The organism is Agarivorans gilvus (assembly GCF_001420915.1).
In the GTDB taxonomy this organism is placed as follows: Bacteria; Pseudomonadota; Gammaproteobacteria; order Enterobacterales; family Celerinatantimonadaceae; genus Agarivorans; species Agarivorans gilvus.
Genome location: NZ_CP013021.1, coordinates 1869583 through 1885232, shown reverse-complemented (window position 1 = coordinate 1885232; position 15650 = coordinate 1869583). Strand labels below are relative to the sequence as shown.

14 protein-coding genes are annotated in these 15650 nt (G+C 46.6%); 6 read left to right on the top strand and 8 right to left on the bottom strand.

The window, feature by feature from the left end; genetic code table 11:
* Window positions 1-27 precede the first annotated feature (27 nt).
* Together secA and mutT are read left to right on the top strand one after the other, a co-directional pair.
* Entirely contained in the window at window positions 28-2745 is a 2718-nt protein-coding gene (gene secA / locus AR383_RS08780; RefSeq protein WP_055732792.1) for a preprotein translocase subunit SecA, read from the top strand.
* A gap of 64 nt (window positions 2746-2809) precedes the next feature.
* Entirely contained in the window at window positions 2810-3220 is a 411-nt protein-coding gene (mutT, locus tag AR383_RS08775) for an 8-oxo-dGTP diphosphatase MutT (RefSeq protein ID WP_055732791.1), read from the top strand.
* Here the strand turns inward: mutT and yacG are convergent.
* The 8 genes from yacG to nadC form a co-directional block, all read right to left on the bottom strand.
* Entirely contained in the window at window positions 3217-3417 is a 201-nt protein-coding gene (yacG, locus tag AR383_RS08770) for a DNA gyrase inhibitor YacG (RefSeq protein ID WP_055732790.1), read from the bottom strand. The genes mutT and yacG overlap by 4 nt on opposite strands.
* Window positions 3417-4157 carry a cell division protein ZapD gene (zapD, locus tag AR383_RS08765; RefSeq protein WP_055732789.1) on the bottom strand — a complete coding sequence of 247 codons (741 nt, stop codon included), beginning with the start codon at window positions 4155-4157 and terminating at the stop codon, window positions 3417-3419. The genes yacG and zapD overlap by 1 nt, the downstream gene beginning before the upstream one ends.
* 58 nt (window positions 4158-4215) lie before the next feature.
* Window positions 4216-4818 (bottom strand): dephospho-CoA kinase, encoded by a 603-nt coding sequence (gene coaE, locus AR383_RS08760; RefSeq protein WP_055732788.1) that lies wholly within the window; start codon window positions 4816-4818, stop codon window positions 4216-4218.
* Complete coding sequence (locus tag AR383_RS08755) at window positions 4818-5696, bottom strand: prepilin peptidase (protein ID WP_055732787.1); 879 nt, start codon at window positions 5694-5696, stop codon at window positions 4818-4820. The genes coaE and AR383_RS08755 overlap by 1 nt, the downstream gene beginning before the upstream one ends.
* Window positions 5697-5698: 2 nt before the next feature.
* Window positions 5699-6949, bottom strand: coding sequence for a type II secretion system F family protein (locus AR383_RS08750; protein WP_055732786.1), 1251 nt, complete (start codon window positions 6947-6949; stop codon window positions 5699-5701).
* A gap of 86 nt (window positions 6950-7035) precedes the next feature.
* Complete coding sequence (pilB, locus tag AR383_RS08745) at window positions 7036-8742, bottom strand: type IV-A pilus assembly ATPase PilB (protein WP_055732785.1); 1707 nt, start codon at window positions 8740-8742, stop codon at window positions 7036-7038.
* A gap of 7 nt (window positions 8743-8749) precedes the next feature.
* Window positions 8750-9202, bottom strand: a complete 453-nt coding sequence (locus AR383_RS22010; RefSeq protein WP_055732784.1) for a pilin — start codon at window positions 9200-9202, stop codon at window positions 8750-8752.
* 240 nt (window positions 9203-9442) lie between these two features.
* Window positions 9443-10285 (bottom strand): carboxylating nicotinate-nucleotide diphosphorylase, encoded by an 843-nt coding sequence (gene nadC / locus AR383_RS08735; RefSeq protein ID WP_055732783.1) that lies wholly within the window; start codon window positions 10283-10285, stop codon window positions 9443-9445.
* A gap of 176 nt (window positions 10286-10461) precedes the next feature.
* Between nadC and ampD the strand changes: the two genes are divergently transcribed.
* The 4 genes from ampD (at window position 10462) to aceE (ending at window position 15650) form a co-directional block, all read left to right on the top strand.
* Entirely contained in the window at window positions 10462-11001 is a 540-nt protein-coding gene (gene ampD / locus AR383_RS08730; RefSeq protein WP_083481554.1) for a 1,6-anhydro-N-acetylmuramyl-L-alanine amidase AmpD, read from the top strand.
* 77 nt (window positions 11002-11078) lie between these two features.
* The gene (gene ampE / locus AR383_RS08725; RefSeq protein WP_055732782.1) at window positions 11079-11933 is read left to right on the top strand and encodes a regulatory signaling modulator protein AmpE; all 855 of its coding nucleotides are present in this window, start codon (window positions 11079-11081) and stop codon (window positions 11931-11933) included.
* Window positions 11934-12175: 242 nt separating this feature from the next.
* Complete coding sequence (gene pdhR / locus AR383_RS08720) at window positions 12176-12940, top strand: pyruvate dehydrogenase complex transcriptional repressor PdhR (RefSeq protein WP_055732781.1); 765 nt, start codon at window positions 12176-12178, stop codon at window positions 12938-12940.
* 52 nt (window positions 12941-12992) lie between these two features.
* Window positions 12993-15650, top strand: a complete 2658-nt coding sequence (gene aceE, locus AR383_RS08715; protein ID WP_055732780.1) for a pyruvate dehydrogenase (acetyl-transferring), homodimeric type — start codon at window positions 12993-12995, stop codon at window positions 15648-15650.

Genomic DNA, 15650 nt, shown 5'->3' with positions numbered 1-15650 from the left:
ATTTCGTCTTAGCAAAAGTAGTGTTTCATGATTAGTAAATTAGTAACAAAAATCGTTGGTACCCGAAATGACCGTACCATCAAAAAGATGCGTAAAATAGTTAATGCTATTAACGCTTTAGAGCCAGAATACGAAAAGTTATCTGCCGAGCAAATAAAGGCGAAGGCCGGTGAGTTCAGACAGCGTCTAGAGCAGGGCGAAAGCTTAGAGCAAATTCTTCCGGAAGCTTTTGCCGTGGTTCGTGAAGCCTCTAAGCGCGTCTTTGAAATGCGTCACTTCGACGTGCAGATGATTGGCGGCATGGTGCTTAACGACAACAAAATTGCCGAAATGCGCACCGGTGAAGGTAAAACCCTTACCGCCACTTTGCCCGCTTACCTTAACGGTGTGACCGGTAAGGGTGTACACGTTATTACCGTGAATGATTATTTGGCCCAGCGTGACGCAGATTGGAATCGTCCCTTATTTGAATATTTGGGCCTAAGCGTAGCGGTTAATATCGCAGGCATGGACCATGAAGCTAAGAAGGCCGCTTATGCTGCAGATATTACCTACGGTACGAACAACGAGTTTGGTTTCGACTATCTGCGCGATAACATGGCCTTCGCCCCTGAGCAGCGGGTTCAGCGCCCACTGAATTATGCGATTGTCGATGAAGTGGATTCGATCTTAATCGATGAAGCGCGTACCCCACTGATTATTTCTGGGCCTGCAGAAGATAGCTCTGAGCTATATAAGAAAATTAACGACATCATTCCGCTATTGGTGCGCCAAGAGGAAGAGGACACCGAGGAAGTGATTGGTGACGGTCACTACACCCTTGATGAGAAAAACAAACAAGTTCACTTGACCGAGACTGGGCAAATTTTCGTAGAAGAGACCCTGCAGCAACGAGGTTTGTTAGAGCAGGGTGATTCTCTGTACAATGCGGCCAATATTAGCCTATTGCACCACGTGAATGCCGGGCTACGAGCACACACCCTGTTTGAGCGTAATGTTGACTACATCGTAAGCGACAACAACGAAATTGTTATCGTAGATGAACACACTGGTCGTACTATGCCGGGGCGTCGTTGGTCAGAAGGTTTGCATCAGGCGGTAGAAGCCAAAGAAGGTGTACCTATTCAGAATGAAAACCAAACTTTGGCCTCAATTACCTTCCAAAACTACTTCCGTCTTTACGAAAAACTCGCCGGTATGACCGGTACTGCCGATACCGAAGCCTTTGAATTCCAGTCTATTTATGGCCTAGACACGGTAGTGGTTCCAACCAATAAACCAATGATTCGTGATGACCAAGGTGATTTGGTTTACCTCACAGCCGAAGAGAAATACAAGGCGATTGTGGATGATATTCGCGAATGTGTGAAGGCTCAGCGCCCTGTGTTGGTGGGTACGGTTTCTATCGAAAATTCAGAGTTGTTATCCAACATCCTGAAGAAAGAGAAAATTAAGCACAATGTATTGAACGCCAAATTCCACGAGAAAGAAGCCGACATTGTGGCGGAAGCGGGTGTTGCTGGTGCGGTAACCATTGCCACCAACATGGCCGGCCGTGGTACCGATATCGTATTGGGTGGCAACCTGCAAGTTGAACTTAGTGCCCTAGGCGAAGATGCTAGCGAACAGCAAATTGCTGAAGTGAAGCAGCGCTGGCAAGAGCGTCACGATGCCGTATTGGCTTCTGGTGGTTTGCACATTATTGGTACCGAACGTCACGAATCTCGTCGTATCGATAACCAGTTGCGTGGCCGTGCTGGTCGTCAAGGCGACCCTGGCTCAACCCGTTTTTATCTGTCTATGGAAGATAGCTTAATGCGCATCTTCGCTTCCGACCGCGTTACCGGCATGATGAAAAAGCTTGGCATGGAAGAAGGCGAAGCAATCGAGCATCCATGGGTGACACGAGCCATTGAAAATGCCCAACGTAAAGTGGAAGGCCGTAACTTCGATGTACGTAAGTCTTTGTTAGAATTTGATGACGTGGCTAACGACCAACGGAAAGTGGTTTACGAGCAACGTAATGACCTGATGGATAGCGAAAGCATTTCCGACACCATCGAAGTGATTCGTGAAGATGTGTTCAACTCGGTTATTGATGAATACATTCCGCCGCAGTCTTTGGAAGAAATGTGGCAAGTGAGCGAGTTAGAGCAGCGCCTGAAAAGTGATTTTGGTTTAGATCTGCCCGTACAAAAATGGTTGGATGAAGACGATAAGTTACACGAAGATAAATTGCGTGAGAAAATTCTTGCTGAGGCCGTTGCTGACTACCAATCTAAGATTGATAAAGTTGGTGCCGATCCAATTAAGCAGTTTGAAAAATCGGTAATGCTGCAAACTCTCGACCAACTTTGGAAAGAGCATCTAGCTGCCATGGATCACCTACGTCAGGGTATTCACCTACGTGGTTATGCTCAGAAGAATCCAAAGCAAGAATACAAGCGGGAATCTTTTGAGTTGTTTACCCAAATGTTAGAAGCCCTGAAATTGGACGTGATTAGCATCTTAAGCCGAGTTCGCGTTCAAGATCCTGAAGAAGTCGAAGCCATGGAAGCAAAGCGTCGTGAAGCCGAACAAAGAGCAGCCTTAATGCGTCAGCAGCAAGCTCAAGAGCAGGCTCAGGAGGCCCAACAAGAAGCTGGCCAGCCGGTGGTTCGTGAAGGGCAAAAAGTTGGCCGAAACGATCCTTGCCCTTGTGGTTCAGGTAAGAAATATAAACAATGCCATGGCAAACTGTCTTAAGTTTGGCTTAGCCTATACAGAGGAGAGCTTCGGCTCTCCTTTTTTATAAATTTAAGGAGCTTAGATGAAGCAGGTTAATGTTGCTGTTGGAGTGATACTTCAAGGTGATAAGGTGCTGTTGAGCTTTCGCCATCAGCAACAGCATCAAGGGGGGAAATGGGAGTTTCCCGGCGGCAAAATTGAAGCCGATGAGTCCGTCATCGAAGCCTTGGCGCGCGAATTACAGGAAGAACTATCGATAGTGATTGAGCTGGCTAGCTGTAAGCCTCTGATCCGCATTGAGCACGACTATGGCGATAAGCAGGTATGTTTGCATGTCTATACCGTTAGTCGCTTCGCTGGGGAGCCTGAGGGGGCTGAACAGCAAGATATTCGTTGGGTCGCCAAGCAAGAGTTAGTTAACTACCGTTTCCCTGAAGCGAATCATGCGATTCTTGAAACCCTGTTAGCCAAGCCTTGGGCTGAATTTAGTTAGAACTCCCAACTGTCGGGCTTATCTTCGTCTTCTTGAAGGTGCTGTCCGGCAATGTACTTTTCTTCATTGGCCCACTCACCTAGGTCAATTAATTTACAACGCTCAGAACAAAAAGGACGAAATTCACTACTGGCCTGCCAAACGACTTCGGCATCACAAGTGGGGCATTTTACTTTGGTTGGATTGGATTTGTTCATCAGGCAATTTTACAACAATATAAACGGCAGGGAATATCTTCAAGTTCTTGATTCACTGCACTAATAAATTTAATGGCGAAGCGGTGCTTGTGGCCGCTAACGGTGGGGTAACACTGCAGCTGAGAATCTACCTCAATACGCAATAAACCACATTCCGCTGCCACCCCTTGATAGAAGCCCTTACTGGCGATGACTTCACTATCGCTATGCTGTTCTCTGAGTAACTTTAGTAGGTGGTTGATCGCATCGGCTACTAATAGGAAAGGTTGTAGCCACTGTTCAACTTGGCCTTGAATTAGTTCAGGCTGTTGATGTAACCAATAGTGCAACTGAGGTAAATCAAAGCTGCAGTTGCCACCGGGCAGGCTTAAGCGTTGACGAATACTGGATAGTAATCGGTCATTTTTAAGATGGTCAGAAACGCGAGCATGCTTACTAATCGCCGCAATCAGCGTTTTTACTTGCAATAACAGCTGCTCAATTTTACTGATATCCACTTTGGGCATAGCGGCCCATTGTTCTAATTTATCGGCCTGTTTGGCTAAGTCTTTAAGTAAGTCGGAACGCCATTCACAGCGTTCTAGTACCTCTGCTACCTCGAATAGAGCGCGAAAAAACTGCTGCTGTTGCAGCGGATGTTGTAAGGCTTTAGATAACATCAATTGCTCAAACAACTGCTCTAAGCGTAAGTAGTTTCTTACTTTTTCGTTTAAAGGATGCTCAAATATCAATGCGGCCATAGGGACTCAGAAAACAAGGTATGATTGGTTTATCTAGCCTAGTGTAACTACTGAGCGTTCAACTGTCATGGCTTTTGGCCAGTTCTAGGTAGATTCGGTGTTGGGCTAAGACTTTTTGCTTGAGCTCGTCTAGCCCTTGGTTGTTGTCGATGATGTCATCGGCGGCGGCGCGTTTATCGTCTCGACTCATTTGCGCATCGATAATTTGCTGTGCCTGCTGGGCATCAACACCGTCACGCGCCGTGGTGCGCTGTACTTGCAGCGCAACGGGCACGTCGATTAATAGACTGCGATCGGTAAGCTTATCTAAGTGATTTTCAAACAGCAGCGGGGCGACCAAAATTTTATAAGGCCCTCTGGCTTGCTTAAGTTGCAACAGCATCTGTTCGCGGATAAGTGGGTGAAGTAATTGGTTAAGCCAATGCTTTTTTTGCTGATCATTAAAGATTAGCTGGCGCAGTAGCCGGCGGTTTAAGCTGCCATCGTCTAACAGTATCTCTGGGCCAAAATAGTCAGTGATTTTGGCTAGTGCAGGCTGACCGGGTTCGACCACCTGACGCGCCACAATATCGGCATCCACAATGGGAATGCCGAGCTCTGCAAAATAGTGGCAGGCTTGGCTTTTACCGCTGGCAATTCCGCCGGTTAAACCCACTAGCATTAACTAAGCCCTAGGTAGGAGAAATACCAGCTATGTAGCTGCGCACCAAAAAATAGATAGACTACACCGCCTAGAGCTAAATAGGGGCCAAAGGGTATGGCTTGACTTTGTTGGCGCTTACCCAGAGCGATAAGACTAATGCCGATTAAGGCGCCAGCGAAAGAAGAGAGCAAAATAGTAAGCGGTAAGGCTTGCCAGCCAAACCATGCGCCGATCATGGCCAGCAACTTGAAGTCGCCATAACCCATGCCTTCTTTGCCGGTTAGTAGCTTAAACAGCCAATAGAGAGCCCATAATAGGCTATAACCCAGCGCCGCACCGATGACCGCATCGCTGAGCGGAACAAAGCTGGCATTAATATTGAGCAGTAAACCGAGCCACAGCGTGGGTAGGGTGAGTTGGTCGGGCAATAACATACTGTCTAAGTCGATTAAACTTAAGCACAGTAAAATGATGCAAAATAGGTTGCTAAATATAAAGCTAAGGGTAAAGCCAAACTGCCACCAACACGCCAAGGTCAATAAGGCGGTTGCCATCTCCACTAAAGGATAACGAATGCTGATGGGGCTTTTGCAATTGGCGCACTTACCGCGCAGCGCTAACCAGCTGATTACCGGAATGTTTTGCCAAGCTTTGATCAAGCTGCCGCAGTGGGGGCAGGCCGAGCGAGGCAGCATTAAGTTATAAACGCCTGGCTCGGTGCTTTCGCTGGCTTTTAACTCATCGGCCAAAAACACTCGGCATTCATCACGCCACTGGCGCTGTAACATTATGGGTAAGCGGTGAATCACTACATTAAGAAAAGAGCCGATACAGAGCGCCACTAATAAGCAGAAACCCAGCGCAGTGGCTGGGTAGAGTTCGATAAAACTGTGCATGATTAACCCACAACAGAGCCGAGTTTAAAGATAGGTAAGTACATGGCCACCACCATACCACCAACCAGCACGCCAAGCACGGCCATAATCAGCGGTTCAATTAGGCTGGTTAAACCGTCAACCGCATCGTCGACTTGTTGTTCGTAAATATTGGCCACTTTATCCAACATACTGTCTAAAGAGCCGGATTCTTCACCAATCATGACCATTTGGGTGACCATGTCGGGAAACAAATTTACTGTGCGCATGGCTACGTTCATTTGCATACCACCGGTTACCTCAATGCGAATCGCATCGATGGCGTTGCGGTAGACTACGTTGCCAGATGCGCCAGAGGCCGATTTTAGCGCATCAATCAGTGGAATACCGGCGGCAAAGGTGGTGGAGAGGGTGCGCGCAAAACGGGCCATTGCCGCCTTGTGCAGAATTGGGTTAATCACCGGAATCCTAAGAATGAAGCGGTCGGTGGCATCTTTCACCCCCTGCGAGCGCCTAAAGGCTTGCACATAACCAAAACCCAAGGCAAATATACCGCCAAAAATAAACGGCCAGTAGTCTTGCAAGAAGCGGGAAATGCCGATAACAAACTGAGTAAAGGCAGGCAGTTCGGCGCCAAAGCTGGCAAAGATTTCTTCAAATTGGGGAATGACAAATAGTAACAGAATGGTGGTGACAATGATCGCTACAATAATCACCGAAACTGGGTAAAACATGGCTTTCTTAATTTTCGATTTTAGTGCTTCGGCCTTTTCTTTATAGATGGCGACGCGATCATAGATGGTTTCAAGAGCACCACTTTGCTCACCGGCTTCAATTAAGTCGCAATATAGAGCATCGAAATAGCGTGGATGCTTGCGTAGGCTCTCAGAAAGCGCAGTACCTGATTCTACTTCGGCGGCTACTTCACCTATCAGCTCACGCATCGCTGGTTTTTCTACACTTTTAGAGATGATGTTGAAGCTTTGTACTAAGGGCACGCCGGCTTGTAGCATGGTGGCAATTTGTCGCGAGGCCACCGCGATGTCCATGGGTTTAATCTTGTTACCCATCTTGCTAAGAAAGCTTTCGCTTTTCTTTTTAATCTTGGTAACGGTAATGCCCTGGCGGCGTAGCTCGCCTTTCACCTGATTGGGGTTTTCGGCTTGGTATTCGCCGCTCACCTTGCCGCCTTTGCGGTTTACTCCGCTCCAAGTGTAGGCGTTAATTTTTTTTACTACGACCTTGCGTTTGCTGCTGTTGCTTGCGGTAGCCATAACATCCTTGCTAAGCGTTCACGCTAAAAGTGAGATTAATGAATAAATTAAATCTATCAGAGATTTAGCCCAGAGTGGAAAAGCACTTAAACATTTGTGACCCGCTCCACTTCCGATAAAGAGGTGACTCCTATACGCGCCTTCTCTAAGGCTGACATACGCAGTGAATACATGCCTTCGTTAATGGCTTGTTCGGCAATTTGTATAGAGTTGCCTTCGGCCATAATCAGTTTAGCGATTTCACTACTCATGGGCATCACTTCGTAAATACCCACGCGGCCCTTAAAGCCACCGGTGCATTTATCACAGCCCACGGGTTCGTAGAGTTTAATGCCTTGGGCTATTTGCTCTGCGCTAAAGCCAATCTTAGGCAGCAATTCAGCTTCTAGCATTTTTGGTTTTTTACAATGCTCGCAGAGGCGGCGTGCCAAGCGCTGAGCAATAATCAAACTCACCGAAGAAGCAATGTTAAAGGCCGGCACTCCCATATTCAGTAAACGGGTCAAGGTTTCGGCGGCTGAATTGGTATGCAGGGTGGATAAGACTAAGTGACCAGTTTGCGCCGCCTTAATCGAAATTTCGGCGGTTTCTAAGTCACGGATTTCTCCCACCATTACAATGTCGGGATCTTGACGAAGAAAGGCGCGCAGCGCGGCGGCAAAAGTTAATCCGGCCTTGTTATTAATTTGAACTTGGTTAACCCCAGGTAAGTTAATTTCCACCGGATCTTCTGCGGTAGAAATATTGGTTTCCACGGTATTCAAAATATTTAGGCCAGTATACAGCGATACGGTTTTACCTGAGCCGGTGGGGCCGGTGACTAGTATCATCCCCTGCGGGCGAGACAGCGCGTTTAGGTAAAGCTGCTTTTGTTTATCGTCGTAACCCAATATATCGATATTCAGGTTGGCGGCCGAGGAGTCCAAAATACGAATCACAATTTTCTCGCCCCACATGGTGGGCAAGGAGTTAACCCGCATGTCGATGGCTTTGTTGCGGCCGGTTTTAAGCTTAATACGGCCATCTTGCGGTAAGCGTCGCTCGGCGATGTCCATACGCGCCATTACTTTGAGGCGAGCCGAGAAGCGGTTGGCCAAATTGATTGGCGGGCTGGCGATTTCGTGCAATATGCCGTCGATGCGAAAACGAATTCGGTATTTATGCTCGTAGGGCTCGAAATGCAAATCCGATGCGCCACGGCGGATCGAGTCCATTAAAATTTTATTAATATAAACAACGATGGGCGCATCGTCTTCTTTATTATTTTGTTTTTCGTCGAGCCGAGAGTTTTCTTCGCTAACTTCTAGGTCGTTGATGTCCTCATCGGAAATATCACCCAAGTCGAGGTTGGCGCTATCATCCACCAGTGACTGAATCGCTTTGCTGAGTTTATTTTCCTCAACCAACAGTGCTTCTACGTGTAGGCCAAAGCTAAAACCAAAGTCTTCTAGCGCGCTTACATTACTTGGGTCAGCCATGGCCACATATAGGGTTTGGTTTTGACTATACACCGGCAGCACGTGGTGTTTAAAAATCAGCTTTTCGTTGAGAAAACTCTGGGGAATTTCGTTGATCTCGATGGCATCGAGATCCAGCAGCGGAATGCCGAACTGGGCCTCGCAATAATCAGCGAGCGCCTTACTGGTAAACAACTCGTTTTCTACCAATACCGTAGTAAAGGCACTCTGCTCTTGCTGGCTGCGCTTGTACAGCTCCAGCAGCTGTTGCTCTTTTTCTGGAAAAGAAACGGCCAAGCTAGAAGCTAGGCCGTTTAGTGAGGCTGATTGTTGCATTAAGCTACTATTCGTTACCTTTACATAGATTCGCACCAATACAAGAGCCGGTCACCTCCCATATAACTCTGTTGTTTTCAACCGAAGGTGTCAATATTATAGTATGGCTGTCAGCCGCCGCTGTCGCTGTACCGGTAATAACACCATTTTCAACCTCAACAGTATCTACTAGACCATTGGTGTCAGTGCCTGTGGCTATATTTGCAGGGATGTCATGAGAGTTGGCATCACACTCGTCAAAGCCCCCTTCCATCGCGTGACATAATTCAACTTTGACCTTGTAACCTTGCACCGCAGTGGCTACTGATGCAAATTTGGATTTTTTCACATACTCATTATAAGCCGGTAGCGCTACTGCCGCCAGAATGGCCACAATTGCTACTACGATCATCAATTCGATTAGGGTGAAACCTGCTTGCTTATTCGCAGCCTTGGTTTGAAGGTTCTGGATGGTTTTCATTGCGTCTTTCCTTTACACAAGTTATTTATTTACCGTTTTTTTTATCAAAAATGCTGCGAAATTTTTTGTATTTCAGTCACATATTTGACATTGCGATGCCTTAAACGTGAATTTATTAAAGCATACGCGTCATATAAGTATAGTTATTATTGTAAAAAGGCAATCAAATCGTGATCTTAAGCGTTTTATCAAAAGAGCTGCTGTATATCCTTGTGTACAGCAGTCCTAGATGATTGAAAATTATTCCGCGACAAATCTCATACTTAGGTCTAGCGCCTTGACATGTTTAGTTAAAGCGCCTACCGAAATAAAGTCGACACCGGTCTCGGCATACTGACGAATGGTCGCTAAGGTCATGTTACCCGAGGCTTCTAATTTAGCGCGGCCTTGGTTCTGCGCTACCGCTTGTTTCATCAACTCTACCGTGAAGTTGTCTAACATTACTACATCGCAGCCCGCAACAAGGGCTTGTTCTAGTTCATCGAGGTTTTCTACTTCTACTTCTACTTTTTTGCCGGGGGCGATTTTACGGGCTTTTTCCACTGCCGCTTGAATACTGCCGCAGGCCATAATGTGGTTTTCTTTAATTAAAAAGGCGTCGTAAAGACCAAAGCGATGATTAGTACCGCCGCCACAGCTTACCGCGTATTTAGAAGCATAACGTAAGCCCGGTAAGGTTTTACGCGTATCCAATAACTGGCAGTGGGTACCTGCTAATAGCTGCGTGTATTCGGCCACTTGGCTGGCTATGCCCGATAGGGTTTGAATGAAATTTAAAGCAGAGCGCTCGCCAGTAAGCAATATTCTGGCAGGTCCTGTTAAATAACAGAGCACTTGATCGCTGACTACTTTGTCGCCGTCTTCCACCAACCACTCTATGCTGACTTCGCCGCCTAATTGCTTAAACACTTCATCGGCGTAGGCTTTGCCAGCAAAAATAGCCGGTTCGCGGCTAATGATTTTAGCCTTGCTTACTTGTTGTTCCGGAATAAGGGCGGCGGAAATATCCAGTGCGGGATTTAATTCGCCTAAGTCTTCGCTTAGGGCGGCGCTGACATTAGCGCGCAATTGCTCTGCATTCATTGCATTGTTTCTCTGAGGGTTGGGGTTACTAATGGCAACTTATCATGTATCTGCTGATTTTTGCTGGCACATTTTAACCTAGATGCGAATCGCTTGCATGGTCAAATGCAGACTATATTATGAGTCTGGCTTGTATCTGAGATAAGCATGTTGCATTTTTAGCTTAGGGAGTGGTTTTGCAAATTAATCAACAGCATTGGCTAGAGCCTGTGAGAGCCTTGAATAGCCCCTTTTATAATCAGCGGCCCAGTGAAGAAATTAGCTTGTTGGTGATTCACTGCATTAGTTTACCAGAAGGGCAGTTTGGCCTGTCTTATATCGATGACTTGTTTACTGGCTGCTTAGATTGTCAGGCTGATGCTAGTTTTGCCGAGTTGCAGGGCTTGCAAGTATCGGCACATCTGTTGATTAATCGCTTGGGCGAAGTCACTCAATATGTGCCTTTTAATCTGCGGGCTTGGCATGCAGGGGTCTCTAGTTTTGCCGGTCGTGAGGGCTGTAATGATTTTTCCATCGGCATAGAGTTGGAAGGCTGCGACAGTCAGGGCTATAGTGAGGCGCAATATCAAGCCCTAGTAGAGGTAAGCCAAGTCCTGTTAAAACGCTATCCCTTGCTGAATAAACAACGTATTGTGGCTCACAGTGATATAGCCCCTTCGCGTAAAACCGATCCGGGACCTTTTTTTGATTGGCCTCGCTATTTAGCGGCCTTATAAATAAGTCACTTGGTTTGCTGAGCTAATTCACCTACTATTCATGATGACGTGGCTTTTTATGGAGTAAATTCAGTTAGATGTCTCTTATTTCTCTGTTGTTAGCACTTAGTTTGGAGCGGGCTCGCCGGATTGGCGCTCGTTGGTGGTGGCAGCAGGTCTTTCATTGGTGGCTGCAGCGCTTTGACTTACGTTCGGCGGCTTGGCAGTTACTGATGACGGTTTTTTTACCCAGTGCATTAATGTTATGGCTGCAAATGAGCCTGAGTGGCTGGCTGTTTGGTTTAGCTAACCTGCTGCTGTGGATTTTAGTGCCCTTGTTTACTTTGGGTTGCCCGCCCATCCAGCAAAGTTATCGTGATTACCTGCGCGCAGCGGCCAGTGGCGATGAGCAAGCTTGTCAGCTTTTTAATCAACAGTTGCTAAAACAAATGCACCCTTTGCATCAGTCAGATCCTGAACAATCCATCGCTTTATCTACCGGTACTCAGCTAATGTGGTTAAATTACCGCTACTATTTTGCGGTGATTTTGTTTTATGTATTGGCAGGCCCAGCAGGGGCGCTGTTTTATGCTTGTAGCCGCAGTCTCTATCTTCATAAGAGTACTGAAGTTCAAGCCTTATCACCGACCATTAATCAGTTTATGCATTACTTAGATTGGCTGCCTTCGCGTATCGCTAGTCTTTGTTATCTAGCGGTGGGGCATACCGCAGCGGCCTTGCCGATTTGGCTACAGTCATTGCGCGACCGAGCGCACAGCAACGGTTATTGGTTAGCTAAAGTGGCAGTAGCTTCTGAGTTGTCAGAGGCTGATTTAGAGCATCAAGCGCTGTGTATTAGTACCACCAGTCGCTTTGTCAGCTTGGCCAAACGTTCCATCATGTTTGCCATTACCATCATAGCGCTGCTGACCATTGCCGGTTGGCTAATTTAGTGTTTATTCCCCCCTCACTAGTTATTAACATCTATTAGCTATTCTCCCTCGCTTGTTTACATTTTTAGTCGAATTCTCGCTAAATTGGTCTGACCACTTTGCGGGGCGGGTGATTTATTGCTTTCTTCTAACTTAATCTCCTTATCTAAATTGATATGGGTCAATTTTTCTGGACAGCGTGTTTCTGATTTGTTAATTTGCTGCGTGTAAATTGGTATTACCAATATTAAGACCGGACATTGATGAGCTATCAGCAAATAAAACCACCCAAACTCGCCGACGTAATTGCCAAACAATTGGAGCGAATGATTCTAGAAGGGAGTTTACCGCCGGGTGAGCGTTTGCCTGCGGAGCGCGAGTTGGCCAAGCAATTTGACGTTTCACGTCCTTCGTTACGTGAAGCAATACAAAAGCTTGAGGCCAAAGGTTTGGTGGTAAGAAAACAAGGTGGCGGTACTTACGTTCAGCAAAAATTACGCGAAGCCTTAACCGATCCGCTGTTCAATTTGTTGTCCAACCATGATGAAAGCCAACTAGACTTGTTGGAGTTTCGTCACGCGGTGGAAGGGATTTCTGCTTATTATGCTGCGCTTCGGGGAACCGAAGCCGATTTAGACAAGATCCAAGCTTGTTATCAAGTGATTGAGCAAGCGCAACAAGATGGAGATACCCAAGCAGAGGCCAAAGCGGTATTACGCTTTTACGAGGCGATTACCGAAGCGTCACACAACTTGGTGTTGTTTCATCTGATTAGAGGTTTGAGTCCATTGTTGGAAAAAAACATTATGGACAATTTTCAGGTCTTGTATTCGCGCCCCAGCGTTGCCGAAAAAATTCGTCATCATCGGGTGTTAATGCTGCAAGCCATTTTGGATGGTAAGCCTGATGATGCTAGAGAAGCCTCGCACAAGCATTTGGCGTTTATTGAAGAAACGCTATTACAAATCGAACGAGAAGTTAGTCGTGTTGAGCGTTCTAACCGTCGTTTAAAACAATTGAAAGTATAAGCCGAGAACCTTGGGTTTTTGGACATTATTAATAACTGATAAGGAAACAGCCATGTCAGAGGTACTGAAGCATGATGTTGACTCACTAGAGACGAGTGAGTGGATAGACGCCATTGAATCTGTGATCCGTGAAGAAGGCGTTGAGCGTGCCCAGTTCTTGTTAGAGCAGGTCATCGCTAGTGCTAAAATCGACGGTTTAGCAGGCTCCGGCGGAGCCATCACCAGCGACTACATCAATACTATTTCAGTGGCAGAGCAACCTGAATACCCAGGAGATAGCGCGATTGAACGTCGAATTCGTTCAATCATTCGTTGGAACGCTATCATGATCGTGTTGCGCGCTTCTAAAAAGGACCTAGACCTAGGCGGTCACATGGCTTCTTACCAGTCTTCAGCTGCGTTCTACGAAGTTTGTTTCAACCATTTCTTTAAAGCGCGTAACGAAAAAGACGGTGGCGACTTGGTGTACTACCAAGGGCATATTTCTCCTGGTATCTATGCGCGTGCCTTTGTTGAAGGTCGTTTAACTGCCGAGCAACTAGATAGCTTCCGTCAGGAAGTAGACGGCAAGGGCTTAAGCTCTTACCCGCATCCCAAATTGATGCCTGAATTCTGGCAATTCCCTACCGTATCTATGGGCCTAGGTCCTATCTCGGCAATTTACCAAGCGCGTTTCCTTAAGTACTTAACCGGTCGTGGCTTAAAAGATTGTTCTGGTCAGCGTGTTTATGCCTTCCTCGGTGATGGCGAAATGGATGAGCCAGAATCACGCGGCGCTATTTCTTTTGCCGCTCGTGAGAAGCTAGACAACCTTTGCTTCCTAATTAACTGTAACTTACAGCGCTTAGATGGCCCGGTAATGGGTAACGGTAAAATCATTCAAGAGCTAGAAGGCCTATTTAAAGGCGCTGGCTGGAATGTGATTAAAGTGGTGTGGGGCAGCGAGTGGGATAGCCTACTAAGCAAAGATAGCTCTGGTAAGTTACTACAGCTAATGAACGAAACAGTTGATGGCGACTACCAAACCTTTAAATCTAAATACGGCGCTTATGTGCGTGAACATTTCTTTGGCAAGTACAGCGAAACGGCTGAGCTAGTGAAGGACATGAGCGACGATGAGATCTTCGCACTACGTCGTGGTGGTCATGACCCTGTGAAACTTTATGCCGCCTTTGATAAAGCGCGTAAAACCACTGGCGCACCGACTGTGATTTTAGCTAAAACCGTAAAAGGTTACGGCATGGGTGAAGCGGCTCAAGGTAAAAACATTGCCCACCAAGTGAAGAAAATGGACATGACTCATGTTCAACAATTCCGTGATCGCTTGGGTGTAGAGGTAAGTGACGAAGAGCTACCGAATCTCCCTTACATTGAATTAAAAGAAGGCAGCCCAGAGTACGACTACCTACATGCGCGTCGTAAAGAGTTGGCGGGTTATACTCCTTCTCGCTTGGCTAAATTTACTCAAGCCTTAGAGATCCCTGAGTTGAGCGAATTTGATGCACTATTGGGTGAACAGAAGCGTGATATTTCTACCACTATGGCTTACGTGCGTGCCTTAAATGTAATGTTGAAACACAAAGGCATTGGCAAAAACGTAGTGCCTATTATTGCCGATGAAGCACGTACCTTCGGTATGGAAGGTTTGTTCCGCCAAATTGGTATCTACAACCCAAGTGGCCAAACTTACACTCCACAAGACCGTGAGCAAGTGTCTTACTACAAAGAAGATACGAGTGGCCAGGTTCTGCAAGAAGGGATTAACGAGCTAGGCGCCATGAGTTCGTGGGTAGCCGCTGCAACTTCTTACAGCACCAACGACGTGCCAATGATTCCATTCTACATCTATTACTCGATGTTTGGTTTCCAACGTGTTGGTGATATGTGCTGGATGGCTGGCGACCAACAAGCTCGCGGTTTCCTATTAGGCGCAACTGCCGGTAGAACTACGCTAAACGGTGAAGGCTTACAGCACGAAGATGGTCACAGCTTAATCTTGGCGAACACCATTCCTAACTGTATTTCTTACGATCCAAGCTTTGCCTTTGAAGTAGCGGTTATTTTGCAAGACGGTTTACGCCGTATGTATGGTGAACAAGAAAATGTTTACTACTACTTAACGCTAATGAACGAGAACTACCACCAACCAGCGATGCCTGAAGGTGCTGAAGAAGGTATTCGTAAGGGTATTTATCAGTTCCAAGCTAACCAAGGTAGTAAAGCTAAAGTTCAGTTATTGGGCTCTGGTACCATCATGCAACAAGTATTGAAAGCGGCTAAAGTGCTTAGCGAAGAATACAACATTGCTTCTGATGTATTTAGTGTGACTTCTTTCAACGAGCTAACTCGTGAAGGCCAAGCGGTAGAGCGCTTAAACATGCTAAACCCAGAAGCTGAAGCGCAACAAGCTTACATTTCTCAAGTATTGAGCGATGCGCCAACCATTGCTGCAACTGACTACATGAAGCAGTACGCTGAACAAGTACGTGCTTATGTTCCAGGTAGCTACAAGGTACTAGGTACCGATGGTTTCGGTCGCAGTGACAGCCGTGAAAATCTACGTCGTCACTTTGAAGTTAATGCCGACTACATCGTGGTAGCGGCTCTGGCTGAGCTAGCTAAAGCTGGCACAGTAGACAAGAAAGTTGTGAGCGAAGCGATTGAAAAATATGGCATCGACACCAACAAAACTAACCCTCTCTACGCGTAA

Excerpts from the sequence above, each read along its gene's own strand:
- zapD (WP_055732789.1), bottom strand. The coding sequence starts at position 4,157 with ATGGCCGCATTGATATTTGAGCATCCTTTAAACGAAAAAGTAAGAAAC.
- pilB (WP_055732785.1), bottom strand. The coding sequence starts at position 8,742 with ATGCAACAATCAGCCTCACTAAACGGCCTAGCTTCTAGCTTGGCCGTT.
- yacG (WP_055732790.1), bottom strand. The coding sequence starts at position 3,417 with ATGAACAAATCCAATCCAACCAAAGTAAAATGCCCCACTTGTGATGCC.
- mutT (WP_055732791.1), top strand. The coding sequence starts at position 2,810 with ATGAAGCAGGTTAATGTTGCTGTTGGAGTGATACTTCAAGGTGATAAG.
- ampE (WP_055732782.1), top strand. The coding sequence starts at position 11,079 with ATGTCTCTTATTTCTCTGTTGTTAGCACTTAGTTTGGAGCGGGCTCGC.
- secA (WP_055732792.1), top strand. The coding sequence starts at position 28 with ATGATTAGTAAATTAGTAACAAAAATCGTTGGTACCCGAAATGACCGT.
- AR383_RS08750 (WP_055732786.1), bottom strand. The coding sequence starts at position 6,949 with ATGGCTACCGCAAGCAACAGCAGCAAACGCAAGGTCGTAGTAAAAAAA.
- aceE (WP_055732780.1), top strand. The coding sequence starts at position 12,993 with ATGTCAGAGGTACTGAAGCATGATGTTGACTCACTAGAGACGAGTGAG.
- AR383_RS08755 (WP_055732787.1), bottom strand. The coding sequence starts at position 5,696 with ATGCACAGTTTTATCGAACTCTACCCAGCCACTGCGCTGGGTTTCTGC.
- pdhR (WP_055732781.1), top strand. The coding sequence starts at position 12,176 with ATGAGCTATCAGCAAATAAAACCACCCAAACTCGCCGACGTAATTGCC.
- nadC (WP_055732783.1), bottom strand. The coding sequence starts at position 10,285 with ATGAATGCAGAGCAATTGCGCGCTAATGTCAGCGCCGCCCTAAGCGAA.
- coaE (WP_055732788.1), bottom strand. The coding sequence starts at position 4,818 with ATGCTAGTGGGTTTAACCGGCGGAATTGCCAGCGGTAAAAGCCAAGCC.
- AR383_RS22010 (WP_055732784.1), bottom strand. The coding sequence starts at position 9,202 with ATGAAAACCATCCAGAACCTTCAAACCAAGGCTGCGAATAAGCAAGCA.